Raw genomic sequence first — 25,388 nt, forward strand, 5'->3', positions numbered from 1 at the left:
GCTAAATGCCGCTAAACAGCGATTTGACGGGCACGGCGAAACCGGGGAGCAGATCGACGGTCAGCGTGTCGTTCTCGTTGAGGAGTTCGCGATCATCGGGCGTAAGGACTTCGATGATGCGCTTGGGCGTGTAGATCAGCACCACGACGCGCACACCGTTGGCAAGGTAGAAATCGGCTTTATCGAGCATCTCTTTGCGACTGTCGTCGGGCGATTGAATCTCAACCGCGATGTCCGGCATATACGGGGCAGATCCCTGACGTGTAACTGGTCTTTCCATATCCAGTACCACGGAAATATCCGGTAAGCGGACATTGCGTTTGTCGGCTGTTGGTCGAAATGCGCCTTCAACGCCGGCGCGTCCAATTGGATTCTGTTCAAGATAGTTATACAGCTTGGCACCCAAGGCAAGCGCGACGATGGAATGTTCCTGCGTCACCATTTTCTCGACGATCTCCCCATGGATGAGCTCGAACAGGCGATCACGGTTGTCGCGCTGGAACGCCTCGAATTCTTCGACTGTGTAGAGTTTATTTTGGACAGCCATCGCTATCGTCCCCTATCCCCTGACCATATTCATTATACGAGACAATCAGGCAGTTTGAAGGCGGGCGCGCAGAAAGTGGACGAGCACGGTGATGTTGTCGATCTCCGCCAGCGGGATGGACGCCCAGACTGCGCCGTCGCGCTGCTTGAGGTGGAGCGCGCGCGCTTTGACCTCCCACCCGCCGAACTGATCCCACGGTAGATCGCGGCTGTCGGCGCGTAAACCGGTCGCGCTCAAGCGGATCTGCTCGCCGAAGGGGATGGTTTCGCCCGCGGTGAGTTTGCGCTCGAAGCGGGGGATGAGCACGCGATCCACGCGCTGGTTGAGCTGTTCGCCCAACTGCGCGACGCGGACATACAAGTTGGAGATGGTGAAGGTCTCGCCCGCCAGTGTGTGGACGGTGAAGCGGTAGATCGTGCGGCGCAGAAGCCCACCGAAGTAAGCGCGGCGTTCCGCGCGCATGCGCAGCGCATCGATCTCCTCATAGTGGAAGAAGATGGTCTGCGAGCCCTCACGATAGCTGAAACCGCGCTCAAACACGACGATTTCGCGATTCCAGATGTGCAGAATTGACCAGCCGACCGTGAGCACGATGATCGCGATGAGGATGATCGTCAGCGGCGGCGCCCACCACGTATCGAGCGTGGCGAGCGTCGCATTGAGCGTGAGATAGGCGATACCATCGATGAACCCACCGATGATCAGCGGGCGCAAGCGATTGCTCGGATGGTTCGAGATCACCGCGCCCAACACCGGATCGGGTGGGATAGGCGCTGCTTCGGGCGCGGCGTTGAGCGGTTGGGTCATCCGGCCACCGGCTGCGAGACGGTCAGATTATCAAACTGAATGATCGTGCCGAGACGATCCGCGGCGCTGGCGGCCAAGCCGACCTGCCCGTCGCGGTAGGTGTCATCGGTCGCTTCGCCGACGAACGTCCCGTTGACGTAGAACGCCAGATAATTGCCCACGCACACGGCGCGCAGCGTGTTGGTCTGCATGCCCTGCTTGATGGCGTCGCTCGCCGTCCAGTTGACCAGCGGCGTGAGGTTGCGCCCCCGCGCCCGCATGATCGAGAACTGGCCGCCGCCCTGAATCAGGAACAGGTAGCCGTCGCCTTCATTGCGCGGATCGGCGGGGAGGACTTCAGGTTCGGTGGTGGCTTCCGCAGTCGCGACGGCAGTCGCTTCGGCGGTGACTTCAGTAGTCGCTTCCACGGTGGCTTCCGCGGTTGGATCAGCGAGGATGGCCGCCAGTTCCGGATCAGCAGCGGCAGGCTGGCCGACCGTCCCGCGCACGCGGCACATCAGGCCGAAGGCGTTCTGATTCGGCTCGGTCATCTGCTGCACATCGGCCTCGACAATGACATCGGCGTAAGTCGCGCCCCATTGCCCCCACCACAGCGTGTTGTCGCCTTGCAGCACTTCGATGCGATACGCGCCGTCTTCGATCAGCAAATTCGCCGCGCCGGAGTAGATGCCTTCTTCAAACGTACCGGATTCGGCGAAGGGGTAGGCGGCGTATTCTTCGCCTTTGGTGAAGCTGCGGACAGCCTGCGCGCCACTGCACGCGGCCAGAGCGAACATCAGCATGAGCAAGAGAGCGAGAGCATTCTTCATTGTCGTTTTATCCCTGAATCCAGCATAACTGTAACACATTACCCGAATTGCCGCCGAAGCGTTCAGAAGAGCAGCGATTGGCGGTTAGCGGTCAGCCAAACGCTCGGTCACGCTGCGGCCTTTCAACTATATCGCCAATTGAAATGGGATCGGTTTTTCTATCTTGAAGTCCTAACCTCGGCGCGTGACCTTTTCCTCACCCCCGGCCCCTCTCCGAAAAGAGGAGAGGGGAGACCAGAGAGTGTTTAAATAGGTCAGATTCCGACCCCACCCCGAATTCCTAACAGGGGTAGGTTTTTAATTGTAGGGACGAGGCATGCCTCGTCCTCAGTAGAAAATCGCACCAGAACCACTCCGCGTAACGCCTCAATTCCCCTCACTTATGGAAATAGATGACGAGTGGGGCGCCCTCTCCAGAGAAGAACAGGACGAGGCATGCCTCGTCCCTACAGGTTCTTTGGCGCAGGAACCCCAGGTTCCATTGGGAATCATGAAAAACCTACCCCTGTCAGACCCCGAATTCGGAGAGGGAGCCAGCAAAACTGCTTTTCTCCCCTCACCCCGCTTGCGTGGGAGAGGGGTGTTTAGAAGCCATTTGAAAATTACGCCATTTTTGCTGGGTAGGGGCGCACGGCCGTGCGCCCCTACAAACGCGTTGGCAATGGCACCAGCAGACCGCTGAGGAGGCGTAGAGCAGGCGCAGTGTGGATATGTTAGAATCCGGTTCAATCAATAGTCGCGGAAGGATGGGAAATGTCCACCGAACAAGCATTTCAAGCACAAGCCCTCCATCAGGATACCCTGCTCGATAAGCAGAACGTCGTCGGCGTGGCCGTCGGCTACAAGAATGCGACCGGCGAAAACACGGGGGATGTGGCCGTGGTGGTGCTGGTCGAGCAGAAGAAACCCCTCGCCGCTCTGACCGCGCAGGATGTGATTCCCAAAGAGCTGGAAGGGATGAAGACGGATGTGGTTGAGGTGGGCTATCTGCGCGCGCAGCAGACCGCGCGTGACCGCTATCGCCCGGTGATCCCGGCGGGCGTGACCATCGGGCACTACAAGGTCACGGCGGGGACGCTCGGCGCAGTCGTCAAGGACCGCACGACGGGCGCCACCCTCCTTCTGAGCAACAATCATGTGCTGGCCAACAGCAACGACGCGCTGATCGGCGATGATATCTTGCAGCCCGCGGCGATGGATGGCGGGCATCTCCCCGCCGACGTGGTCGCCAAGCTGGAACGCTTCGTCAAACTGCGCTACACCGACGAGACGACCACGCCGCCCCCGGTCGTGACACCCCCGCCGACTCCGCCGCCCACCAATCCGCCCACGACCAACACGGGCTGCGATATCGTGTCGCTGGTCGTCACGGTCGCGAACGCGCTGGCGGCGCTGCTCGGCTCGTCGCAGCGCGTCACCACGACGACGCTCTCGGCCGGATCACAGACGGCAGGTGGGATCGCCGTGCCCGCGCCTGTCACCGGGACAGCGCTGGCCGTGCCAGAGAATCGCCTGGATGCGGCGCTCGCGCGGCCGCTGGATGCGAGCATGTTCTCATCGAATATCCAGACGATTGGCGTGGTTAGCGGCACGAAAGAACCCGTGCTCGGGATGCGTGTGCGCAAGTTCGGGCGCACTACGGAGTACACCGAAGGCAACATCACGCTGATCAACGCGACGGTGAATATCGCCTATAACACCGCGGCGGGCGCAAAGACCGCGCGCTTCGTCGGGCAAACGATCACCGAGGCGATGAGTCAGGGCGGCGATTCCGGCTCGCTGATCGTCGATGCGACCGAGAACAAGGCGGTCGGCCTGCTGTTCGCTGGCTCGACGCTGGCGACGATCTTCACGCCGATCACGGTGGTGCTGAGCGAGTTGAATATCGTGATCTAGCGCCGGACACGATTTTAGATCCTTTTGACCCCTCACCCCCAACCCCTCTCCCACGCAAGCGGGGAGAGGGGCAACGCGGCGTAACTGCTGGCTCCCCTCCCTGAATTCGGGGAGGGGCCGGGGGTGGGGTGGGGCTAGGTCACGGAGCAAAGAGCTAAAGGCTAATTGCTAACAGCTATCAGCTAACAGCTATCAGCGAAGGAGCGTAAACATGTCCCAGAACGATGTCAATCAGCAGCTGCAGCGCGCCGCCGACGCACAGCAGAAGTACAGCGACTATTTGATGGGGCTGCCGCACGTGATTGGCGTGGCGGTCGGGTACACCTCGCGTCATGGTCAGCGGGAAGCGGAGATCGGCCTGATCGTCATGGTGGACGAAAAGCTGCCCGTCGCCCAGCTTGCAGAGAGCGAGATCGTGCCGCGGCAGTTAGACGGCGTGCGCGTCGATGTGCAGGAGACAGGCGCGTTCAGCACGTTTTGATGAACCACACCCGAGGTCGGCTTTGGGCGAAAAGGTGGAAAGGCAAACCTCACCCCAACCCCTCTCCTCTAGGAGAGGGGAGACGTTGCGAGCGCTGTTGGCTCCCCTCCCTGAATTCGGGGTGGGGTCGGAATTTGACCTTTTTCAACACGCTCAAGCCTCGCTTCTACGGACTCATACCGAAATTGATGTCTCGCCTTCTTTGCTCTGGGCAAGGGGGGACAGGTAATCGAGACTGTGAACTGTGAACTGTCCACTGTAAACTTGCAGCGTTTCGAATCAAGGAGTTTTAGCCTATGAAGCGACAGATGCGGTTGGCTGCGTGTCTGCTTTTGCTGGTGGTTGGGCTGGCAGCCTGCAACCTGAATCAGTCGCAGGTGACCTCAACCACCGTCAGCGGCAATCCCGAAGTGCGGATCGTCTCGCCGCTGCCCAACGCGACGTATCTGGAAGGCGTTCCCGTCAACATTGTGGCGAATGTGAGCAACGCGGGCGCAGATATTGACCGCGTGGAAGTGCTGGTCGATGGGTCGATTGTGGCGACGCTTGCCCAGCCGAATGACAGCGGCGCTGTGTCATTCAGCGTGACGCATGGTTGGTCAGCGACGGGGGTGGGCGCGCACAGCATCGATGTGACCGCCTTCCGCGCCGATGGATCGAGCAGCGCGCCCGCCGCGGTAAACATCACGGTGGTGAACCGCAACGCACAGCCGACAGCGACGAACACGAATGATCCCGCGGCGCTGCCCACCGTGACGCCGCGCACCACGCTCCAAGCCGCGACCGTTTCCGGCAACCAGTCGACGCCCGCCACCCAAACGAGCGGCGGTGGCAGCGCGACCTCGTCGGTGCCGACCGTGAACATCACTCAGGGCGTGAATGTGCGCCGCGGTCCTGGCCTCGCGTTTGACCCGCCGATTGGCGCGTTTGCTCCCGGTCAGACTGCGGAAATCCTTGCGGTGAATACGGCGGGCGACTGGTACAAAGTCCGCTATGGCGGCGGCGAAGGCTGGGTCTATGCGCAGTTAGTACAGGCGACCGGCGACCTGAACAGTCTGCCGCGCGAAGCCGGACCTGCTGTGCCGACGGCCGCGCCGACCGCGATCCCGCTGCCGACCGCGACCACCGCGCCGCAGAGCACGGCGAATCTTGTGGCGGGCATCGTCGAACTGAGCCCGGCGCAGCCCACCTGCGCGCAGACCATCAACATCGGCTTTGACGTGGCGAACCTCGGCACGACGGCCAGCAGCGCGAGCAGCACGGTCTCGGTGCAGGATGTGCGCGTGGCCGATGGCTCGGTGCAGGGCACGACGGTCGGCGGCTTCCCGGTGATCCAGCCGGGGCAGACGTTCCGCGTCACAATGGCGCTCACCGTGAGCACGTGGTACAACGAGGATCATCGCCTGATTCTGATCATCGACCCGAACAACGAAATCCCGGAAAACAACGAAACGGACAACCGGCGCGAACACGTCTATCGACTTGAGCGCGGCAGCTGCCCATGAGTCAACCAGTCATTTTCTTCAACGTTCCCACGTCCGGGCATGTGAATCCCACGCTGCCCCTGACGCGGGAACTCGTTCGGCGCGGCGTGCCCGTCATCTACTATCTGACGGAAGCCTACCGCCAGAAGATCGAGGGGACGGGGGCGGAATTTCGCCCCTATCCCGCGACGGTGGACGATCACCTGTTTGATGGGTTGGACGGCAGCAATCCGCCGGAGACCGCGCGCCGTCTGGTCACCACGACCTACGCGCTGCTGCCGTGGTTAAAGACACTACTCGAACAGGAACAGCCCGCGCTTGTGCTCTACGACTCGATGTGCCCGTGGGGCTGGATCTCCGCGGAGGCGGCGCATTTACCGCACGTCTCATCAATGTCGCTGCTGCTGTTCACGCCCGCCATGCTCATCCGCAGCGGCATGCTGCCTGATCTGCTGCTGGTTGCGGCGCGGGGCTGGCGCTTGGCGCGGGAGTATCAGCGGACGGCCAACCAGATCACGCGGGAATACGGCGTGAAAGTACCTGACTTCGCCACGTTCCTGAACATGCGCGGCACGATTACGCTCAGTTACACCTCAGCGCTGTTTCAGCCCGCGGCGGCCAGCTTTGGGACGGGCATCAAATACGTCGGCCCGCAGCTCGAGGCGCGCCCGGATGCGCCCGCCTTCCCATTTGACCAACTGAGCGGCCAACCGCTGATCTATCTCTCGTTCGGCACGGTGATCAATCGCAACGTGGCGTTTTACCGCGCGGCCATGAACGCCTTCAGCGACGCGCCGTATCAGGTGGTCATGTCGATCGGGCAGCACACGCCGATCGGTGAACTGGGCGGGCTCCCGGCGAACTTCATCGTGCGCCCGTCCGTGCCGCAGCTCGATGTGCTCCAACGCGCCTCGGCCTTTATCACGCATGCCGGGATGAACAGCGTGCACGAAGGGCTGTACTACAACGTGCCGCTGATCCTCGCGCCGCAGCAGCAGGAGCAGACGTTCGTCGCCAACCGCGCCGCCGATCTCGGCGTGGGCGTGCGCATTGATCAGCATGATGCGGTCACGCTGCGTCGGGCGGTCGACAAGGTGTTGAATACGCCGAGCTACCGCGAACGGGCACAAGTGCTCGGTGAATCGCTGCGGGCGGCGGGGGGCGTGACGAGAGCAGCCGATGAAGTCGAAGCTTTGATGAAACGCTAAGACCCGCGAGGAAAGCGCATGGCCACAACCGTCCGTCTGAAACAACTTGCCCAGCAGATCATCAAGGCGCTGCCGGCCAAACATCCATTGTTGGCGCTGGCGGCGGGACTGCCGCCCGTGCTGCGCTCTGCCGCCCTAACACGGGTCTGGGCGTATCTGGCGGCGACGCTGCCGCAGACTATGCCGCTGCGCACGAACCTCGGTTTTAGTCGGCGCCACTACCGCTTTACCAGTGACCAAGCGCGCGCTGTGTTCGGCAAACCCGAACTTTACGCGGGGAACGCGGCGCGCTCGAACTGGCCAAAGCGCTGGCCCGGCATAGTCAGGGTTTTGTCGATATTGGCGCGCACCTCGGTTTTTCGCTTTTTACGTGCGCGAATATCTGGATGACCGCTGCCCCGTGAACGTGATCGCCGTGCGGCAGGCGGTCGGTCATGTGGATGGCACGCTCACGTTCTACAAGAACCCCGAGCATCCGGATATGGGGTCCATCACGACCGTGTTTGCCGAGCAGTACCAGACCACGCCGATCACGGTCGAAGCGGTGCGCTTCGACACGTTTGTCCACGCCCACCAGTTGCGGCAGATGTGCGTCAAAGTGGATGTCGAAAACGCCGAATTCGAGTTCGTCGAAGGAGCCAGCGGCGCGCTGGACGCCATCGACAGCCTGATCATGGAAGTGCTCGGTCCCGCACAGCAGAAACGCTTCGTGCAGCGCATGATCCGCAGTACGGCTTCCACGCCTACTACATCAACGACTACCAAGTGGAATATGCGCCCGACGGACAGTTTACCTATGTGCATCCGCAGTATAACTGGCTGTTCTGCAGGCTGCACCCGCCGCGCTGCGGGCGAAGCTGACCGGGTCAAAGCTTAAGGTGATTGAACCATTACCCTAAATTGATCTCTACCCGTTTATGTGGCGAAGGCAGGGGCAAACGCGATTACAGTAGAGGTATATAAAGATCAACCTCACCCCTGCCCCCTCTTCTAGGAGAGGGGAACGGTGGGGTATTTATTGAGGAGAGTCCCCTGATGACCACCCCCGCGGACATTTTAGGTTACGAATTCGAGCCGATTACCTATACCTATACCGAACGCGATGTGTCGCTGTACGCGCTGGGTATTGGCGCACCCGCCGACCCGCTTGACCAGAAAGAATTGCAGTTCGTCTATGAATTGAGCGGCGAAGGTTTTAAGGTGCTGCCGACGTTCGCCGTGTTGTTCCCCTCACGCATGATCGATGTGATGCTGACCGGATCGCTGGCAGGCGTGAGCTACAACCCGATGATGCTCCTGCACGGCGAACAATACCTGTCCGTGAGCGGGCCGCTGCCCATCCACGGGACGATCACCTGCAAGCCGAAGATCGCCGGGGTGTACGACAAAGGCAGCGGCGCGCTGATCGTCACCGATGTGCCGTGCTATGACGCGGCGGGCGCGGAAGTCGCCTTCGGGCAGTATTCGATGTTCATTCGCGGACTCGGCGGGTGGGGTGGTGAGCGCGGCGCAAGCGGCGCGGCCAATGAACCGCCCACGCGTGAGCCGGACGCCGTGATCAGCGAGCAAACGAGCGTCAAGCAGGCGCTGATCTACCGCTTGAGCGGGGATGTCAACCCGCTGCACGCCGATCCCATGATGGCGGCGTTCGGCAATTTTGAGAAGCCGATTCTGCACGGGCTGTGCTCGTTTGGGTACGCGGCGCGGGCGGTGCTGAAAGCGTTTGGCGATAATGACCCGGCGCGTTTCAAGAGCATCAAGGTGCGCTTCGCCAAGCACGTGTTCCCCGGCGAAACGCTGGTCACATCGATGTGGCGCGAGGGCGACCGCGTGATCTTCCAGACCAAGGTCGCGGAGCGGGACACGGTCGCGCTCAGTAATGCAGTGATTGAGCTGCGGTAGGACACCTCACCCCCGGCAAAACGGTCTTTTCTGCCTCCCCTCCCTGAATTCGGGGAGGGGATGGGGGGGTCAGAAAAAACGGACGCGCAGAAGCGCGTCCCTACGAAAATGCATTCGGTTTGGCAAGCGGTGTTGGCTCCCCTCCCTAAATTCGGGGAGGGGCCGGGGTGGGGTCGGACGCAGCGGACGCGCAGAAGCGCGTCCCTACGAAATGCATTCGGTTTGGCGAGCGGTGTTGGCTCCCCTCCCTGAATTCGGGTGGGGTCGGACGCGACTACAACAGATTGTGGATTACGCCTTCCAGTTCTGCTTCATCAACAGGTGCCCGGTGAATTCGGCGTAGCGGCTCATCGCGTAGATCAGCCGTTCACGCCATGAGGGCACGATCAGGAACTGGCGGGCAGCGATGCCGTGGACAATGGCTTTGGCCATCGCTTCCGGCTCATGCTGCGTGACGAAGATCGACTTCTGGTTGATGAAACTGGCGTCCTTGTTGTCCCCACCGATCATCGGCGTTTTGACGAAGTGCGGGCAGAATACGCCCACATGCACGCCCGCGTCTTCCAGTTCGATGCGCAGCGCCTGCGCGAAGCTCAACACGCCCGCCTTGCTTGCTGCGTAGGCAGCAAATTCCGGCGTGCCGTAGAAGGCTGCGACCGAGCCAAACAGCACCAGCGAACCGCGGGTTGGCTTCAGCGCGGGGATGACCGCATGAGCGACCACCGCCGACCCGCCGAGGTTGATCGTGATCATGCGCGCCTGACTCGCGGCGTCCAGCGTTTCGACCAGCCCCGTTTTCATGATCCCGGCAGCATGCAGCACCCCATCAACTTTGCCGAAGGCGGCTAAGGTGGCGCTCAACGCGCTGGCGACCGCGTCGGGCTGCGTCACATCGACGACGCTGCTGGTGCCCTCTAGTTCGGCGGCGCGGTCAGCGACGGACGGGTTCATATCCCACAGGGCGACGGTCGCGCCCAAGCTGTGCAGCAGCCGCGCGGAGGCCAAGCCCATCCCGCTGCCGCCGCCCGTGATGATCCAGTGTTTGCCCGAAAATGATCCCATCGCAGCCTCCTGCCCTCTCTGAAACGAACTTATGCGAGAGTATAACGCCGGGTACAAATGACACCGGAAAAGCATGAAAATCCGCGCGGCTGCAACGAATCCATAGGGGTTTGCGTATACAGTAAATGTGGTGACAAAACCTGCAACTTGTACCTGAATTCAAGGAGAAAATCACATGCGTAAAGGGTTGTTACTCATCCTGTTGGTGCTGTTGACCGTGAGCGGCGCGGCGCTGGCACAGGATACCCCGCCCGTGTTTTGTGGTGCTTTGAGCGAAGCGGATTGCGCGCTGTTGGAACAGTCGCAGACGGCCATGATGGGGCTGACGACCGCAGCGGCGGATTTCAATGTGGACGTGCTCATTGAAGGGGACGGCCAGTCGATCCCGATCACCTTGGCCGGCAGCGGGGCCTTCTCCGGTTTTGATCGCATGGATCATGAACTCGATCTCGGCGACATGACGGAACTGCCCGACATCACCCCGATGCTGGAAGCGCTGCGCGGTTTCAGCGGTGACCTCGCGCTCACGCTGACCGTGCCGGAAGATCTGGCCGAGGACATGCCCACGAACAGCGTCACGCTGGAACTGCTGCTGGTGGATGGCATCGGCTACATCAACTTTGAGCCGCTGAAGCCGTTCACGCAGGATGGCGACATGGAACTGGATGGTTGGGGCGGTCTCGACATTGCCAGCCTCATCGAAGAAGTCTACAAGCAGATCACCCCGGAAATGCTGGCGGATTTCGGCCAGTCCGGCGAGATGTTTGCCGTCCCCGTTGAAAGCATGGCGCAGTTTGAAGACCCGGCGTTCATCGAGCAGTACATCAGCATCACCCGCACGGATGATGGTTCGGGCGCGACCGCGACCTTCGAAACGACCGTTGATCTCGCGGGCCTGATGAAAGACCCGGCCATGCAGGACCTGATCCGCGAACAGATGGCCGCGCAGGCCGAAGCGCAGGGCGACGATGTCAGCGACTCCGAGGCGCAGATGGCGCTCGGGATGATGGGGATGGTGTTCGAAGATTCGAGCATTGTCTTCACCGAGGAAATTGACACGTCGAGCGCCTTGCTGGCGGGGGCGAACATGAGCATGACCTTAGACCTGAGCAATCTGGCGGAGATGGACGACAGCAACAGCGGCCCCGCCGTGATCAGCGTGAATGCGTCGGTCAGCTATACGTATGATGATCTGCCGGCCATCGTCGCGCCGGAAGATGCGAGCATTCTGCCCTACGAAATGCTCATCGGTATGCTGATCGGCATGAACATGGATCAGCAGTCGTCGTAACGGATTTCGATCCGTGGCGTCAAGCGGGGAGGGGCTTGCCCCTCCTCGACTCCTTATAGAACCGGTTCCCTGGCTCAATCTAGACTGTTGAGGTCGGTTTTTTGTTGCCTCATACATGAGAAACTCCGTAGATTCAGCCTTTAATTACGCCAGTAATAACTGATTCGGCGTACAATGAGCCCGCTTGTAAGCTCATGGAGTATAAGGCTATGCGTAAAGGGTTGCTTCTGGTTTTGCTGCTGCTCACGGTGGTGAGCGGTGCGGCGCTGGCGCAGACCACGACCGGTGAGGTGTACTGTGGTGATCTGAGCGCGGACGACTGCGCGATTCTCGAACAGTCGCAGACAGCCATGCAAAATCTGACGGCGGCATCGTTTGATTTGTTCGTGGACGTGCAGATTGAAGCTGAAGGCGAGCAGATGCCGATCAGTCTGGTGGGCAGCGGCGCGTATTCGGGTCTCGACCGGAACGCCGATCTGTCGCTGGACGGCATGGCGGCGCTCACGGCGCTGCGCGGCTTCAACGCCGAGCTGATGCTCACGGCCACGCTCCCGCAGTCGCTGGTGGAAGAGTCGGAGTCGCCCAACACGCTCACGCTGGAGCTGCGTCTGGTCGACGGTGTCGGCTACCCTCAATTTCGATCCGCTGCAGCCGCTCATCAAGGACCCGCAGTTCACGGGCTGGGGCGGTCTGGATCTCGCCGGGCTGATCGGCGCGCTCCTCGGCGACAATCCCGAGATTTTCAACGAACTCGGCTCGATGGCCGCTGGTTCGGGCGTCAACCCGAGATGTTCACGAACATGGACACGCAGGCGGTCGAGCAGTACCTGACGATCACCCGCACGGATGAAGGTTCTGGCGCGAATGCGACTTTCGAAACCACGGTCGACTTCGCCGGGCTGTTGGCGGATCCCGCTTTCCAGGACACGCTGCGCCAGCAGATGGACGCGAGCGGTCAGGGGACGACGGAAGCCGACCAGCAAGAGGCCTTCGATCAGGTGAGCAGCGCGTTCCAAGATGCGACCCTGCTCATCCGGCAGGAAGTCGATACGGCGAGCGGACGCACGGCCAGCCTGTCGGTGGAATTCGACGTGGCGGTGACGGATGCTGAAGATCCGAGTGAGAATGGCAGCGCTGCGGTGACCGCCATGATCGATTACGACTATGAGAACGTCCCGACGCTCACCGCACCGGAAAATGCCAGCGTGCTGCCCTACCAGCAGTTGCTCGGCATGGTCGGCGGCATGCTGGGCGATATGGGCGGCGCGCTCGGCGAGTCGAGCGGCAGCGATGCTGGCGGCACGTCGACCGATGGCAGCCTGAGCGGTCAGCCCGCCGTGACGCCGGAACCTACGGCAGCGGGGTAAGTCGCACCAGATTCTGTCGGGGCACGGCACGCCGTGCCCCGACGGTTTTCCCCAGAGTTGATTTCTCCTGATATTCTTAAAACTGTACTGTGGGATGCGCACACCCGCTATACTAGGGCGAAGACCCTGACCACGAGGTGCGCGCCGTATGCTCCGCAAACTGCTGATCTTGGTTTTGTTGTTCACCGCCGCTTGCGGAACGCCTACGCCGCAAGGTCTGCTGCCGACCGTGGCCGTGCTTCCCTCGCTCACGGCGACCTTGACCGATGTACCGACCGCGACTCCCTCGGCGACGCCGCTGCCGAGCGCTACGCCCAGCCCCTCCACTACGCCGAGTCCGTCGGTCACTCCTTCGCCCAGTCAATCGCCAACGCCCAGCCTCACGCCGACCGATACGCTCACACCGACACCCGTCTACGCGCAGTTAGGCGCGTATATTGGCGCGCTCGCTGGAGAAGTGAGCGGCGAATTCATCGCCAGCTTTGAGCGCCATGTGTATACGGTGGCGGGCAGCGCGGGCGAATGGCTCACTGTGGCCATGAACGGCGAAAATTCACCCGTTGATCCGGTGATCACCGTCTACGATCCGCTCGGCAATCCGCTGGCGCTGGATGACGACAGCGGCGGCAATGGCGCGGCGCTGCTCAATGGGGTGCGCCTCCCCACCACGGGCGAATACATTGTGCAGGTGGCGGGCGGCGTGAGCGGACGCTACACGCTGCGCCTGACCCGTTCAGCCAGCGCGCCTGTCGTCACGGCGATCCCGCTCTCCCCGACCGCGCTGCCGCCAGTCGGCACGGTCACGCCCGCGCCCGCCAGCGGTCACACGCTCCGCGATCACGTCCCGGTGACCGCCGTGCTCGAACCGCGGGGTATGGCGCGCTACTTCATTGAAGCGGAAGTGGGCGATTTTCTCACCATCGCCGCCCGCTCGATCTCACCCTCGGCGAATTTGCGGCTTGAAGTCTTCAACCCGGCGGGCGAGATCATGATCAGCCTGAACGCCAACGAATCCGCCGCTTTCGGGGATGTGCTCATTCCCGCGCTCGGCGTGCTCGAAGCGGGCACGTACACCGTCATCCTGCGCGATGACGCGCGCATCGGCGGAATGTACACGCTCAGCTATGGTCGCGGCAGTTCGCACAGCGATACGCTGCGCGGCGGCATTCCCGTCGATACGCCCGTGCGCGGCAATATTGAGCGGCGCGGCCTGCGCGATGTGTGGTCGGCGTACTGGGCACAGGGCGATCACGTTGCCGTCGAAGTGCTGGTCGATAACGCGAATTTTGCGGCGTCGTATCAGCTCATTGCGCCGGATGGCACGCTTGTCGCCGCCAGCGTCACCACGCCCGACGGCGCGCCGCTCATCGACATTCCCATTCCCGCCAGCGGCCTGTATCAGATCCGCGTCGAAGGCACCTTCGCGCGGACGTATGGCAGCTACACGCTCAGTTGGCGTTATGTGCAGCAGGGCGCAACGTCGACCCCCGTTGCGGGGCTCGTCCCGGTGATGCGTGTCGAGGATACGGTGCTGGCGCGCACGAGTCCGCTGTACCCGTTTCAGGGGCGCGCGGGCGATCACGTGCGCATTCGCGTACTCGGCGTCGATGGGTTCGATCCGCTGGTGCTGCTGCTCGCGCCCGATGGTGCGAGTCTCATCGGCTCGGATGATGTCGATGGTCTGAACCCGATCATCGATTATGTGCTCCCCGCCGATGGCACGTATTTCGTCGAGATCGGCGGGTACGGTGGCACAGGCGGCACCATGCAGTTGATCATCGAGCGGTGGGAGTAGGGAACCGCAAAAGCAACCTCACACCCCTCACCCCCAACCTCTCTCCTACGCAAGCGGGGAGAGGGGAGGAACAGTTTTCGTAGGGACGCGCAACGACGCGTCCGCCAGATTGCAGGCGAAACGGACGCCCCGTTGGGCGTCCCTACAATCCCTTGATTCCTCCGAGGGGATTTAGGGGTGAGGCCAGCAAACGTGAAATAGCCTCAGGCCTTGTCTTTCCCCACGCCTCTCCCCGCCGATTTTATCGGCGCAAATAGGTTGTGTTGCTCCCTCAAATCCGCTATAGTGAATCTATGGAATATTTTTCATAAGGTTAGGAGTTTAACGAGATGGTGCAGAGAGCCTTGCGTTTCTTCCTTGTGCTGGCGGTGATCGCCGCGTTTGTGCTGCCCGTGGCGGCACAGGATGCCACCCCAGAACCCGTTCAACCCGTCGAAATGGGCGCGGAACCGCTGTGCGACGCTCCGACTGGGCTGTCCGGCTCGATCAATATTGGCGTGGAATTCGCGCTGTCGGGCGCGGTGTCGGTCTACGGCTTGCCGCAGCGCGACGCCGTTCAGTTGGCGATTGACCAGATCAACGCGGCGGGCTATGTGGGTGAAGGCGTGACGCTCACTCCGATCTTCGAAGACTCGGCGGGCGACCGCGAACAGGCGATCTCCGCCATGACGCGCCTGCTCGATCAGGGCGTCGTCGCCGTGATCGGCCCCACGCTCTCGTCGGAAATGACGGCGGCGGGTCCCGTGGCGCAAGAGGCGGGCGTGCTCGTGCTCGGCGTCAGCAACACGGCGACTGGCCTCAAGGATGTCATCGGCGATTTCTACTTCCGCGCCAGCCTCCCCGAAGCCGCGGTGATCCCCGGCACGATTGCGCAGGCCACCGAAGCGCTCGGCCTGCAGAACGTCGGCCTGCTGTATGGCAACGACAATGAATTCACCGTCAGCGGCTACGAAGTCTTCGCGCAGGCGCTGGTCGATAACGGCGTAAGCGTGGTCGGCGAAGAAACCTTCGCGACCGGTGATGTCGACTTCAACGCGCAGTTGACCAACCTCATCAATCAGAGCCCGGACGCGATTGTCGTGTCGGCGCTGGCCGCGGAAGCCACGCAGATCATCCTGCAGGCGCGCGCGCTCGGCTACACGGGCACGATCATCGGCGGCAACGGCTTCAACTCGCCCGCCGTGCTCAACCAGACGGGCGCGGACTCCAACGGCCTGATCGTCGGCGGCGCGTGGAACTACTTCAACCCGAATCCGACGCCGGAAAGCGTCGCCTTCGTGAACGCCTTCACCGCAGCGTACGGCTATCAGCCGGATCAATTCGCGGCGCAGGCCTATACGGGCGCGTGGCTGGTGGCGACGGCGATCCGCTGCTCCGGTTCGACCGACTCGGCGGCGATCCGCGATGCGCTGGGCACGGTTGCCGACTTCCCGACGCCGCTCGGCGTGTTCAGCTTTGACGAGGCGGGCGAACCCGTCCACGCCCCGATCGCGCAGATCGTGCAGGACGGCGCGTTTGTGCCTCTCTCCACGGTCATCGCCGCGAACGGGTAGGTAACTCTCCACCTCGAGCCTCATTTCAACCCCTCTCCGAACGGAGAGGGGCGAAAGACAGCGTTTTCCAGTCCCCTCTCCCATGGGAGAGGGGATTTGAGGGGTGAGGCGGCATGGAAGATATGGACTCTTCATGAACGACATCAACTGGTTGCAGCAAATCGTCAATGCCGTGTGGCTCGGGGGCGTGTACAGCCTGTTCTCGCTCGGTTACTCGCTGGTCTTCAGCGTGCTGGGCGTGCTGAATCTGGCGCACAGCGCGATCTTCATGTGGGGCGCGTTCATCGGGCTGTGGTTCGTCCTGCAGTTGGGCTTGTCCGTGTGGCTGTCCATCCCGCTGGCGATGATCGGCTCGGCGCTCATCAGCGTGGCGCTGGAACGGATCGCGTTCGCCCCGCTGCGGCAGCGCAACGCCCCGCGCATCTCCCAGTTGATCAGCAGCATCGGCGCGTCGATTCTGCTGGTGAGCGTCGCGCAGTTGGTCTTCGGCACGCAGCCGCAGCGCTTCCCGCTCGGCAGCATTCCGACTGATGTCATCCCCGGTTTGCCGTTTCGCGTCACGCCCATTCAGGTGATCATCCTGCTCGTGGCGCTGGGCTTGGTGGCCGCGCTCAACCTGCTGATCACGCGCACCAAAACGGGACAGGCCATGCGCGCGGTCGCCTTCAATGAAAAAACCGCCAGCTTGTTGGGGATTCACGTCGGGCGCGTCTTCATGCTGACGTTCGCGCTGGCCGGCGCTTTGGCGGGCGCGGCAGGTGTGCTCTACGGCCTCGCCTACAATTCGATGACGCCGTTCATCGGCGAACAGGTCGCGCTCAAAGGCCTGACCGTGATTGTGTTGGGCGGTATGGGCAGCATTCAGGGCGCGGTGATCGGCGGGTTCGTCGTCGCCGGGCTGGAAGTGTTCAGCATCGCGCAGGGGGGCAGCAATTACCGCGATGCCATCGTGTTCGCGCTGCTGTTTGTGATTCTGCTGGTGCGACCGCAGGGCTTGGTCGGTCAGAAAGCCGCGACGAGGGCATAACCATGGACATTTTTCGCAGCATAGGCATCACCCCGATTGTCTTTCAGTTCATGCTCGTCAATGCCATCCTCGGCTTGAGCATTTATCTCACGCTGTCGACCGGGATGTTTTCGCTGGCGAACGCCGGGTTCATGGGCATCGGCGCGTATACCGGCGTGATCATGACGCAGAACTACGATCAGCCGCTGTGGCTCGCCTTGATCGCCGGGATGCTGCTCGCGGGTTTGATCGCGATTCCGATTGGTTTGCCCGTACTGCGCCTGCGCGATATTTACCTCGCCATTGCGACGATTGGTTTTGGCGAGGTGGTGCGAATATTTATCCTCAACTTCGACAAGATCGCCGAAGCGTTCGTCGGGGAGCGCGTGCAGTTGACGCGCGGCGCGCTCGGCATCAGCGGTATTCCCGTGCTCACCCAAACGTGGCATCTGCTGCTGTTTCTGGTGGTCGTCAGCTACGTGATCGTGCGCCTGTCACGCTCGCGCTTCGGGCGGTCGATGGCGGCTATCCGGCAGGATGAACAGGCCGCGGCCAACCTCGGCATCAACGTCGTGCTGACCAAGAACATCGTCTTCATCCTGAGTGCGATGTTGGCGGCCTCGGCGGGCGTGTTCAACGCGCATCTCGTGCGCACCATTCAACCGGGCGGCTACGGCTTCAATCAGGCGGTCGATATCCTCGCCTACGCGGTGTTGGGCGGCACGACCACGTTTGTCGGCCCCATCGTCGGCGGGCTGGCGCTGACCGCGCTCCCTGAATTGATGCGCGTCGCCGAGCAATTCCGCGGCGTGGTCAACGGCTTGATCCTCATGCTGGTGATCGTTTACCTGCCCGGCGGCCTTGCCGACCCGGCGCTCTGGCGGCGTCTCCTCCGCCGCAATCGCCGCCCCACGGAATCCGCCGCCGAACCCGGATGAAAACTTCATGCTCACGCTAACGAACGTTTCGCGCCAATTCGGGGGGCTGGCCGCCCTCACCAACGTCAACATGACTGTGCCGCAGGGCAAAATCACCGGGTTGATCGGCCCCAACGGTGCGGGCAAAACCACGCTGATCAACAACATCAGCGGCCTCGACCACCCGACGAGCGGCACGATTCAGTTTGCGGCTGCGGATATCAGCAAAGCGCCGCCGCATCGCATTGCGCAGATCGGCATCGCGCGCACCTACCAGAACATTCGCCTGTTCGGGGAGATGACCGCGCTCGAAAATCTGCTCATCAGCCAGCACAAGCGCGGCACGGCGACCGCTTTTGAAGCCATGATCTTCGCGCCGCGCTACCGCCGCGAAGAACGCCGCCTGCGCGAAACCGCCATGCACCTGCTCGACCGCTTCAACCTGACGCAGGTTGCGCACACGCGGGCGGGCGCGCTCCCCTACGGCGATCAGCGGCGCTTGGAGATGGCGCGCGCGCTCGGCACTGACCCCAAGCTGATTCTGCTCGACGAGCCGACGGCGGGCATGAATCCGGTCGAGACGCACGAACTTGGCGAGCAGATTCTGCGCCTGAACGCGGACGGCATCACCGTGCTGGTGATCGAGCACGACATGTCGCTCATCAGTCAGGTGTGCGAAGGCATCTATGTGCTGAATTTCGGGCAGATCATCGCGCACGGGCTGTACGCGCAGCTCCGCGAAGACCAGCGGGTGATCGAGGCGTATCTGGGAGAAGACGACGATGGCGCTGCTTGAAGTCCACGACATTCACACCAGCTACGGGGCGATCAAGGCGCTGCGCGGCGTGTCGCTCATGGTGGAGCATGGGCAGGTCGTCAGCCTGATCGGGGCGAATGGCGCGGGCAAATCGACCACGCTCAACACCATCAGCGGCATGCTCAAGCCGACGCAGGGGCGCATCGTGTTTGACGGCAAGGACATTACCGGGTGGCGGGCGGACCGCGTGACCGCGCTCGGCCTCGTGCAGGTGCCGGAAGGGCGGCAGATCATCGCGCCGATGACCGTGTACGAAAATCTGCAAATCGGCGCGCACCTGCGCAAGGATCGCGCCGCGGTGAGCGCCGACCTCGATAACATCTTCGCGCAGTTCCCGCGCCTGCACGAGCGCCGCGATCAACGCGCGGGGTCGCTGAGCGGCGGCGAACAGCAGATGCTGGCCGTGGGGCGCGCGTTGATGATGCGTCCGCGCCTGCTCATGCTGGACGAGCCGAGCATGGGACTTGCGCCGCTGCTGGTGAATCAGGTGTTTGAGATCATCAAGCGTATTCGTGAGCAGGACATCCCGATTTTGCTGGTGGAGCAGAACGCGCGCAAAGCCCTGCAAATCGCCGATCAAGCGTACGTGCTGGAACGTGGACAGATCGCGTATCAGGGTGAAGCGCACGCGCTGCGGCAGGACAGCGCGCTCATTTCGGCGTATCTGGGCTAATAGGCCTAATTTCTGAGGTGGCATTCGCTCCGGGCTGCGCTATGATGAACGTGGACATCTTGTCCCCGGCACCCCGCAGATAACCCATGAGCGATCAAGCGCAGACCCAGACTATTCTCCGTCCCAGTGGCGCGGAGACGTATCAGGAAATCCCTCTGCCCGCGGGCGGTACGGCCGTGCTGACCTATAACGATTTGTGGCTGATGATCGTGTGTCGCAATTCGATGGACGGCGATTGGACACGCACGCGCGCCGCCGCGCTGATGGTCACGGACCCGGCGAAAAAGCGTGCTCTGGCGGATCGGCTGTGGCGGCTGGATCAGCAGTTGGGCGGCTTGCCCGTTATCCCGGACAACGTGCTGCGGCTGAATCTGGCACGCGCTCACCTGTGGTTCAACGAGCGCATGGTGACCGACGCTAAAGCGGGCTAAGCGGTTGTCATGAGCGGCAGCGTTACCGTGAAGGTTGTGCCCACGCCCACCTGACTCTGCACGTCGATTTTCCCCTGATGCAGATCGACGATCTGTTTGACGATAGCCAAGCCCAAACCGCTTCCCGGCGTATCGTTGACGTTGGTGGCCCGGTAAAACGGCTCGAAGATGCGCGCGCAGTCCACATCGGGTATGCCGATTCCGAGATCTTTGACCCGCAAGACTGCCGTGCGATCCGCCTCCAGCGTCACGGTGATCGGGCTGCCTTCCGGCGAATACTTGATCGCGTTATAGATCAGGTTATTCACCACATGGCGCAGCAGTTTGCTATCGCCATTGATCCGCGCGGAATCACAGTTTAGCAAGAGGTTCAGCGTGTGCGTATCGCAAGCGCGCCGAATCTCCGTAATCTGATCTTCGCAGTACGGCACCAGGTCAAATTCAGTCGGCGCGAAATTCGGCATGGTCGGATCAGTGCTCAGCAGCAGCGACACCTCGCCCATCAGATCACGCAGATGCGTTACCTGTTCAGCGATATTGTCGAGCTTCTGCATGCGCTGTTCGGGCGACATGCGCTCGTTATACGATTTGAGCAGGTCATACGAGCTGTTGATAATCGTCAGCGGCGTGCGGAATTCATGCGAGATCATGCGCATGAAGCGGGTGCGAATCTCCTGCACGCGGCGTTCAGTCTCCAGCGCGACGGTGAGTTTTTCCTTCTCGAGTATTTCTTTTTCCAACCGCTTCTGATCGCTCACATCGCGGTTGACCGTCACCATGCCGATCGGTTTGCCGGTGTCATCGCGGAGATAACTCACATTGGCGACGATGTGCAGGGGGCGCCCGTCTTTGTGGTGCTGAATCAATTCGCCGATCCAGGTCTGTTTCTCTTGAAAGACCGCGCTGATCTCCTCGATCGTCATATCCGGGTACACAGGCCGAAGCATTTCGCGAATGGGCTTACCAATCACCTCGTCGGCACGCCAACCGTAGATCCGCTCCGCGCCGGGATTCCACGTCAGAATGTGGCGCTCCAGATCCACAGCGAAGATTGCATCGGAGACGTACTGCAAAATGTTCGCCTGATAGGCACTTTGCGCTTCGGTCTTGTGGCGTAGGCGGAGCTGGTAGCGGAGCACCAAGTAGAGCGCGACCGAGGTCACCAGCACGAACAGCGAGCCTTTCAACACCTCGGTGTTCACGAAGAAGTGATGTTCGACCTCGGCCTCGCGCCAGACAAGCCAATCCGAAAGGAGGATCCAGAGTTCAGCGCCGATCAGGTAAATGAGCGCGGTGCGGAGCGCAATGCGATTATGAGTGGGCATAGACATGCGTGGTGAACCTCCGACGTGCTATTCCTGCGAGGTTCTGCGGCGGTGCTTGACGCAGGCTAACTGTGATCATACGTCCTCATAGGACATACCGCAAGTTATGAATCACGTTATACGTAAATTTTGTGCCGCTTCGGGAAATCTGGGGAGAACGGGTCAGGCGGCATGGGTAATCTGGCTGCGCATGCCGCCGTGGTTACAGTGCTTACGGCAGTTTATTGCCCGCCGCGCGGTAGATCTCGTACCATTCCTGCCGGCTGAGGGTGATGTCGGAGGCGCGGCAAATATCCTGTACGCGCTGGACGTTGGTCGTGCCGATGATGGGCTGCATGTGCGCGGGATGCCGCAAAATCCACGCGATGGCAATGGCGGTGTTCGTCACGCCATAGGCCGCCGCCAGCTCGTCGATCTTCTGGTTGAGCTCGGGGAATTTCGGGTTATCGAGGAACACGCCTTCGAAGAACCCATACTGGAACGGCGACCACGGCTGAATCGTGATGTCGTGCAGGCGGCAGTAGTCCAGAATGCTGCCGTCGCGGTCAATCGAGGGATCGATCTCCATGTTGACGTTGATGCCCGCGTCGATTATGCCCGTGTTGGTGATGCTGAACTGGAGCTGATTGATGATCAGCGGCTGCCGGACGAATTTCTTCAGCAGTTCGATCTGCATCGGGTTCTGGTTGCTCACGCCGAAATACTTCACCTTGCCGCTGTCCTGCAAGATGGTGAAGGCGTCGGCGACTTCCTCCGGCTCGACCAGCGCGTCCGGGCGGTGCAGCAGCAGCACGTCGAGATAGTCGGTTTGCAGGCGCTTCAGGCTGCCATCAACCGCGGCGAGGATGTGCTCTTTGGAGAAGTCGAACATGCCTTTCCGGATGCCGCACTTGCTTTGCAGAATCATCCGGTCGCGGAGCTGCGGCGTCATGCCGAGCGCTTCTGCGAATTTCGCTTCCGATTGACCGCCGCCGTAGATATCGGCATGGTCGAAGAAATTGATCCCCGCGTCGAGCGCGGTGTGGATCAAGGTGACGATGTCGGGATTGGTCATTTGCGAAATGCGCATGCAGCCGAGCGAAATCTCGGACGCATCGAGGTCACAGTTGGCAATTTTCACTGATTTCATGGCACAACATTCCTGTTTAAGTTTATCCGTCACCGAGTATACCCGACAGCGCGGCAAAGCGTGGCGATCCAAGCGTGGCGTGCGTGAAGCGGTGGTTCGTAGGGATGCGGGCGGCGCGTAACCTCACCCCCAACCCCTCAGGGGTAGGTTTTTAATTGTAGGGACGAGGCATGCCTCGTCCTCCCTTACTCACACGGCCACCACATCCGTTTAAACACCTCTTTTGCTTGCACAGACAACCGATCTGTTGCCCAATCCAGAAGAAAAGCCAGGACGACGGCATGCCTCGTCCCTACTGGTTCTCGGCGAAGAAAACGGTGTTCGATGGGGAAGCATGAAATACCTACCCCTGTTAGCACCCCCATCCCCTCTCCTTTAGGAGAGGGGAGACGGAGACTCGGGGTCAATCTCAGTGATATTCGGGCAGCCAACTGCCGTGCGCGGCGATCAGATCGTCAACCAGATCGTGAATCTGATCGAGCGAGAGTTCGGCGGCGGTGTGCGGGTCGAGCATGGCCGCGTGATAGATGTGTTCACGCTTGCCCGTGAGCGCCGCTTCGACCACCAGCGACTGCACGTTGACGTTGGTCATATCGAGCGCGGCGAGCTGCGGCGGCAGCGAACCGATCTTGGTCGGCTGCAGGCCGTTCTTGTCGACCAGCACCGGGACTTCCACGCAGCAGCCCTGCGGCAGGTTGTCGATCAGTCCGTTGTTCGGCACGTTGCCATACACGACGCGCGGCGTGCCGGTTTCGAGGCTGTGAACGATGCCCGAACCGTATTCCACGCTGCGGCGGATTTCGATGCCTTCGCCGCGTTCGAGCGCGTCACGCTGCGCTTCCCACCCGGCGATCTGCACTTCGCAGCGGCGGATGTATTCATCCAGCGGAATGTTGAACTCTTCGATCAGTTCCGGACGGTCACGCTTGATGAACCACGGCACGTATTCGCTGAAGTGTTCGCTGCTTTCGGTCACAAAGTAGCCGAGGTGCTTGAAAGCTTCGTAGCGGACGCGGTTGGTCTCCGGCTGGCGGCCTTCTTCCAGCACCTGACGGATGAGCGGGTACAGGTCTTGGCCGTTGCGTTCAAACTTGAGGTAGAACGCCATGTGATTGATGCCCGCGACCACGTAGTTGATCTCTTCCAGCGGGATGCCGATGTCCTTCGAGAGTTCCCACGCGGTGTGCTGCACGCTGTGGCACAGGCCGACCGTCTTGATCTTCGAGGCGCGGCCAATCGCCCAGCAGTTCATCGCCATCGGGTTGACATACTGCAGGAAGGTCACATCCGGGCACAGTTCTTCCATGTCGCGGCACATATCCAGCAGCACGGGGATCGTGCGCAGGCCGCGCATGATGCCGCCGATGCCGAGCGTGTCGGCAATCGTCTGGCGCAGACCGTACTTCTTCGGGATTTCGAAGTCGACCACCGTGCCCGGCTTGTACCCCGCCACCTGAATCATGCAGATGGAGTAGTCCGCGCCTTCGAGCGCCTGCCGCCGGTCGGTCGTCGCACTGATCTTCGGGGTTGCGCCGAGGGCTTCCGCCACGCGATGTGCGACCACTTCCGACGTGCTCAAACGTTCGGCATCAATATCAAACAGGGCAATTTCTGAGTTGGCGAGTTCCGGGAAGCTCAGGATGTCGCCGAGCAGGTTTTTGGCAAAGACCGTGCTGCCTGCTCCGATAAACGTGATTTTAGCCATTGTTCTGTCCTCTTAAGAACTTGCGCCACACGACTGGCGCACAATCAACTGAGTAGCGAGGGAGACATGCCGCGTTTCCGGCACGCCGCCGTTAATCAACGTGAGCAGCAGATCGGCTGCTCGCCGCCCTTGCTCAATATCCGGTTCGTTGACGGTGGTGAGCGGCGGGTCGCTAAAGGCCGCCAGGCGCACATCGTCGAACCCGGCCACGGCTACATCGGCGGGCACGCGCCAGCCGCGCGCGCGAATTGCCCGCAGTGCGCCAAAGGCCATCATATCGTTCATGGCGAAGATCGCCGTGGGGCGCGGTGCCTGATCGAGCAGCGCGAGCGCCGCCCGGTAGCCCGTTTCGGGATCATACTCACCGGGCACGATCAGCCGTTCGTCGACGGGCAATCCCGCCGCCGCCAGCGTCTCGCGGTAGATCTGCACCCGCTTCGCCAGATACGGATTGCTGTGGATAGCCGCGTAGGGGATGCACGCGATGCGGCGATGTCCGAGCGCGATCAAATGCTGGACAATGCCGCGCACACCCGCAAACCGATCGACTTCCACGGAGTACACGTCGGGATGCAGGTAGTTGAGCGCCACCAGCGGCAGTCCCGCCGCCGTACAGTCGAGGATCGGCTGGAGTTCCGCCGCGCTCGTTTCGCCCATCGTGGTGATGATGCCCGCCGCCTCTTTGCTGCGCAGCAAACTGCTGTACACGCTGTGCATCTGATCAGCGCGCACCAGCTCCACCATGACGCGGAAGCCCTGCTGCTGCGTCACTTCGCTGACGCCGGTCAGGATTTTGGGGAGAAACTCGTCGATGAAGATCTGCCGATGGGGGCGCGCCAGAACCAACGCAATCGTGCTGCTGCGTCCGCGCACCAGCGCCTGCGCCGCGGTATCCGGCACATAGTTGAGCGTTCGCGCCGCGGCTATGACGCGCTGCCGCGTCTCTTCGCTGATGCCCGCGCTCTCGACGTTGTTCAATACAAACGAGACGGTCGTCTGGGAGACTCCGGCGAGGGATGCGACTTGGCGGCTGGTAACTTTGCGTGGGCGGCTCATCATCTAATACGCTTTACTAATGCGTATTAGATGTATAACATGAACTCAAAACCGTGTCAAGCAATTGAGCTGTCTGGGTATTCCACTCAGAAACGGGGCAGACTGCAACCCCCCGGCCCCTCCCCGA

The 25,388-nt window shown here is 61.5% G+C and carries 24 protein-coding genes; 16 read left to right on the forward strand and 8 right to left on the reverse strand.

What is annotated here, in order from left to right:
• Position 1: 1 nt before the first annotated feature.
• Genes IPK17_RS07820 through IPK17_RS07830 form a run of 3 tightly spaced genes read right to left on the reverse strand, consistent with a single transcriptional unit; the run spans position 2 to position 2,163 of the window.
• Positions 2-547 carry a Uma2 family endonuclease gene (locus IPK17_RS07820; RefSeq protein WP_343417125.1) on the reverse strand — a complete coding sequence of 182 codons (546 nt, stop codon included), beginning with the start codon at positions 545-547 and terminating at the stop codon, positions 2-4.
• Positions 548-592: 45 nt separating this feature from the next.
• Positions 593-1,354 carry a DUF6585 family protein gene (locus IPK17_RS07825; RefSeq protein ID WP_343417126.1) on the reverse strand — a complete coding sequence of 254 codons (762 nt, stop codon included), beginning with the start codon at positions 1,352-1,354 and terminating at the stop codon, positions 593-595.
• Positions 1,351-2,163 (reverse strand): hypothetical protein, encoded by an 813-nt coding sequence (locus IPK17_RS07830; RefSeq protein WP_343417127.1) that lies wholly within the window; start codon positions 2,161-2,163, stop codon positions 1,351-1,353. The genes IPK17_RS07825 and IPK17_RS07830 overlap by 4 nt, the downstream gene beginning before the upstream one ends.
• A 753-nt stretch (positions 2,164-2,916) precedes the next feature.
• On the opposite strand from IPK17_RS07830, the gene IPK17_RS07835 reads away from it, so the two are divergent.
• From IPK17_RS07835 to IPK17_RS07865, 7 genes are all read left to right on the forward strand, one after another.
• Complete coding sequence (locus IPK17_RS07835; RefSeq protein WP_343417128.1) at positions 2,917-4,059, forward strand: chymotrypsin family serine protease; 1,143 nt, start codon at positions 2,917-2,919, stop codon at positions 4,057-4,059.
• A 211-nt stretch (positions 4,060-4,270) separates the two neighbouring features.
• On the forward strand, positions 4,271-4,540 hold the full coding sequence (locus IPK17_RS07840; protein ID WP_343417129.1) for a hypothetical protein: 270 nt from the start codon (positions 4,271-4,273) through the stop codon (positions 4,538-4,540).
• A 296-nt stretch (positions 4,541-4,836) separates the two neighbouring features.
• Positions 4,837-6,045: a CARDB domain-containing protein gene (locus IPK17_RS07845; protein WP_343417130.1), complete on the forward strand. Its 1,209-nt coding sequence runs from the start codon at positions 4,837-4,839 to the stop codon at positions 6,043-6,045.
• Positions 6,042-7,232, forward strand: coding sequence for a macrolide family glycosyltransferase (locus IPK17_RS07850; RefSeq protein ID WP_343417131.1), 1,191 nt, complete (start codon positions 6,042-6,044; stop codon positions 7,230-7,232). Before IPK17_RS07845 ends, IPK17_RS07850 begins: the two co-directional genes overlap by 4 nt.
• 18 nt (positions 7,233-7,250) lie before the next feature.
• Positions 7,251-7,622, forward strand: coding sequence for a hypothetical protein (locus IPK17_RS07855; RefSeq protein WP_343417132.1), 372 nt, complete (start codon positions 7,251-7,253; stop codon positions 7,620-7,622).
• Positions 7,603-8,109 (forward strand): FkbM family methyltransferase, encoded by a 507-nt coding sequence (locus IPK17_RS07860; protein ID WP_343417133.1) that lies wholly within the window; start codon positions 7,603-7,605, stop codon positions 8,107-8,109. Before IPK17_RS07855 ends, IPK17_RS07860 begins: the two co-directional genes overlap by 20 nt.
• Positions 8,110-8,267: 158 nt before the next feature.
• Positions 8,268-9,134 carry a MaoC/PaaZ C-terminal domain-containing protein gene (locus tag IPK17_RS07865; RefSeq protein ID WP_343417134.1) on the forward strand — a complete coding sequence of 289 codons (867 nt, stop codon included), beginning with the start codon at positions 8,268-8,270 and terminating at the stop codon, positions 9,132-9,134.
• Between the two features lie 291 nt (positions 9,135-9,425).
• On the opposite strand, the gene IPK17_RS07870 is transcribed toward IPK17_RS07865, so the two are convergent.
• A complete protein-coding gene (locus IPK17_RS07870) occupies positions 9,426-10,196 on the reverse strand; it encodes an SDR family NAD(P)-dependent oxidoreductase (RefSeq protein ID WP_343417135.1) in 771 nt (256 codons plus the stop codon).
• A gap of 175 nt (positions 10,197-10,371) precedes the next feature.
• On the opposite strand from IPK17_RS07870, the gene IPK17_RS07875 reads away from it, so the two are divergent.
• From IPK17_RS07875 to IPK17_RS07915, 9 genes are all read left to right on the forward strand, one after another.
• Complete coding sequence (locus IPK17_RS07875; protein ID WP_343417136.1) at positions 10,372-11,487, forward strand: hypothetical protein; 1,116 nt, start codon at positions 10,372-10,374, stop codon at positions 11,485-11,487.
• A gap of 209 nt (positions 11,488-11,696) precedes the next feature.
• A complete protein-coding gene (locus IPK17_RS07880) occupies positions 11,697-12,854 on the forward strand; it encodes a hypothetical protein (protein WP_343417137.1) in 1,158 nt (385 codons plus the stop codon).
• Between the two features lie 148 nt (positions 12,855-13,002).
• Entirely contained in the window at positions 13,003-14,649 is a 1,647-nt protein-coding gene (locus IPK17_RS07885; RefSeq protein ID WP_343417138.1) for a PPC domain-containing protein, read from the forward strand.
• Positions 14,650-14,978: 329 nt separating this feature from the next.
• Positions 14,979-16,202 (forward strand): ABC transporter substrate-binding protein, encoded by a 1,224-nt coding sequence (locus IPK17_RS07890; protein ID WP_343417139.1) that lies wholly within the window; start codon positions 14,979-14,981, stop codon positions 16,200-16,202.
• 133 nt (positions 16,203-16,335) lie between these two features.
• A complete protein-coding gene (locus IPK17_RS07895; RefSeq protein WP_343417140.1) occupies positions 16,336-17,229 on the forward strand; it encodes a branched-chain amino acid ABC transporter permease in 894 nt (297 codons plus the stop codon).
• A gap of 2 nt (positions 17,230-17,231) precedes the next feature.
• A complete protein-coding gene (locus tag IPK17_RS07900) occupies positions 17,232-18,146 on the forward strand; it encodes a branched-chain amino acid ABC transporter permease (RefSeq protein WP_343417141.1) in 915 nt (304 codons plus the stop codon).
• A 7-nt stretch (positions 18,147-18,153) separates the two neighbouring features.
• Positions 18,154-18,921: an ABC transporter ATP-binding protein gene (locus IPK17_RS07905; RefSeq protein ID WP_343417142.1), complete on the forward strand. Its 768-nt coding sequence runs from the start codon at positions 18,154-18,156 to the stop codon at positions 18,919-18,921.
• A complete protein-coding gene (locus IPK17_RS07910; RefSeq protein WP_343417143.1) occupies positions 18,908-19,615 on the forward strand; it encodes an ABC transporter ATP-binding protein in 708 nt (235 codons plus the stop codon). Before IPK17_RS07905 ends, IPK17_RS07910 begins: the two co-directional genes overlap by 14 nt.
• An 86-nt stretch (positions 19,616-19,701) precedes the next feature.
• The gene (locus IPK17_RS07915) at positions 19,702-20,046 is read left to right on the forward strand and encodes a hypothetical protein (protein ID WP_343417144.1); all 345 of its coding nucleotides are present in this window, start codon (positions 19,702-19,704) and stop codon (positions 20,044-20,046) included.
• Here IPK17_RS07915 and IPK17_RS07920 read toward each other — a convergent pair.
• The 4 genes from IPK17_RS07920 to IPK17_RS07935 all read right to left on the reverse strand — a co-directional run bounded on the left by IPK17_RS07920 (position 20,043) and on the right by IPK17_RS07935 (position 25,264).
• The gene (locus tag IPK17_RS07920; RefSeq protein ID WP_343417145.1) at positions 20,043-21,377 is read right to left on the reverse strand and encodes a PAS domain-containing sensor histidine kinase; all 1,335 of its coding nucleotides are present in this window, start codon (positions 21,375-21,377) and stop codon (positions 20,043-20,045) included. The two genes, IPK17_RS07915 and IPK17_RS07920, sit on opposite strands and share 4 nt — an antisense overlap.
• A 205-nt stretch (positions 21,378-21,582) precedes the next feature.
• The gene (locus IPK17_RS07925; RefSeq protein ID WP_343417146.1) at positions 21,583-22,500 is read right to left on the reverse strand and encodes an aldo/keto reductase; all 918 of its coding nucleotides are present in this window, start codon (positions 22,498-22,500) and stop codon (positions 21,583-21,585) included.
• A 409-nt stretch (positions 22,501-22,909) separates the two neighbouring features.
• On the reverse strand, positions 22,910-24,205 hold the full coding sequence (locus IPK17_RS07930; protein ID WP_343417147.1) for an alpha-glucosidase/alpha-galactosidase: 1,296 nt from the start codon (positions 24,203-24,205) through the stop codon (positions 22,910-22,912).
• Positions 24,206-24,217: 12 nt separating this feature from the next.
• Complete coding sequence (locus tag IPK17_RS07935; RefSeq protein WP_343417148.1) at positions 24,218-25,264, reverse strand: LacI family DNA-binding transcriptional regulator; 1,047 nt, start codon at positions 25,262-25,264, stop codon at positions 24,218-24,220.
• Positions 25,265-25,388 lie beyond the last annotated feature (124 nt).

The sequence above is a fragment of the Candidatus Flexifilum breve genome, assembly GCF_016713355.1.

Bases quoted from the DNA above. Each gene is read 5' to 3' on its own strand.
- IPK17_RS07825 (WP_343417126.1), bottom strand. From the start codon at position 1,354: ATGACCCAACCGCTCAACGCCGCGCCCGAAGCAGCGCCTATCCCACCC.
- IPK17_RS07900 (WP_343417141.1), top strand. From the start codon at position 17,232: ATGGACATTTTTCGCAGCATAGGCATCACCCCGATTGTCTTTCAGTTC.
- IPK17_RS07875 (WP_343417136.1), top strand. From the start codon at position 10,372: ATGCGTAAAGGGTTGTTACTCATCCTGTTGGTGCTGTTGACCGTGAGC.
- IPK17_RS07850 (WP_343417131.1), top strand. From the start codon at position 6,042: ATGAGTCAACCAGTCATTTTCTTCAACGTTCCCACGTCCGGGCATGTG.
- IPK17_RS07885 (WP_343417138.1), top strand. From the start codon at position 13,003: ATGCTCCGCAAACTGCTGATCTTGGTTTTGTTGTTCACCGCCGCTTGC.
- IPK17_RS07880 (WP_343417137.1), top strand. From the start codon at position 11,697: ATGCGTAAAGGGTTGCTTCTGGTTTTGCTGCTGCTCACGGTGGTGAGC.
- IPK17_RS07855 (WP_343417132.1), top strand. From the start codon at position 7,251: ATGGCCACAACCGTCCGTCTGAAACAACTTGCCCAGCAGATCATCAAG.
- IPK17_RS07925 (WP_343417146.1), bottom strand. From the start codon at position 22,500: ATGAAATCAGTGAAAATTGCCAACTGTGACCTCGATGCGTCCGAGATT.
- IPK17_RS07845 (WP_343417130.1), top strand. From the start codon at position 4,837: ATGAAGCGACAGATGCGGTTGGCTGCGTGTCTGCTTTTGCTGGTGGTT.
- IPK17_RS07930 (WP_343417147.1), bottom strand. From the start codon at position 24,205: ATGGCTAAAATCACGTTTATCGGAGCAGGCAGCACGGTCTTTGCCAAA.
- IPK17_RS07935 (WP_343417148.1), bottom strand. From the start codon at position 25,264: ATGATGAGCCGCCCACGCAAAGTTACCAGCCGCCAAGTCGCATCCCTC.
- IPK17_RS07820 (WP_343417125.1), bottom strand. From the start codon at position 547: ATGGCTGTCCAAAATAAACTCTACACAGTCGAAGAATTCGAGGCGTTC.
- IPK17_RS07830 (WP_343417127.1), bottom strand. From the start codon at position 2,163: ATGAAGAATGCTCTCGCTCTCTTGCTCATGCTGATGTTCGCTCTGGCC.
- IPK17_RS07870 (WP_343417135.1), bottom strand. From the start codon at position 10,196: ATGGGATCATTTTCGGGCAAACACTGGATCATCACGGGCGGCGGCAGC.
- IPK17_RS07910 (WP_343417143.1), top strand. From the start codon at position 18,908: ATGGCGCTGCTTGAAGTCCACGACATTCACACCAGCTACGGGGCGATC.
- IPK17_RS07840 (WP_343417129.1), top strand. From the start codon at position 4,271: ATGTCCCAGAACGATGTCAATCAGCAGCTGCAGCGCGCCGCCGACGCA.
- IPK17_RS07890 (WP_343417139.1), top strand. From the start codon at position 14,979: ATGGTGCAGAGAGCCTTGCGTTTCTTCCTTGTGCTGGCGGTGATCGCC.
- IPK17_RS07915 (WP_343417144.1), top strand. From the start codon at position 19,702: ATGAGCGATCAAGCGCAGACCCAGACTATTCTCCGTCCCAGTGGCGCG.
- IPK17_RS07865 (WP_343417134.1), top strand. From the start codon at position 8,268: ATGACCACCCCCGCGGACATTTTAGGTTACGAATTCGAGCCGATTACC.
- IPK17_RS07920 (WP_343417145.1), bottom strand. From the start codon at position 21,377: ATGTCTATGCCCACTCATAATCGCATTGCGCTCCGCACCGCGCTCATT.
- IPK17_RS07905 (WP_343417142.1), top strand. From the start codon at position 18,154: ATGCTCACGCTAACGAACGTTTCGCGCCAATTCGGGGGGCTGGCCGCC.
- IPK17_RS07835 (WP_343417128.1), top strand. From the start codon at position 2,917: ATGTCCACCGAACAAGCATTTCAAGCACAAGCCCTCCATCAGGATACC.
- IPK17_RS07895 (WP_343417140.1), top strand. From the start codon at position 16,336: ATGAACGACATCAACTGGTTGCAGCAAATCGTCAATGCCGTGTGGCTC.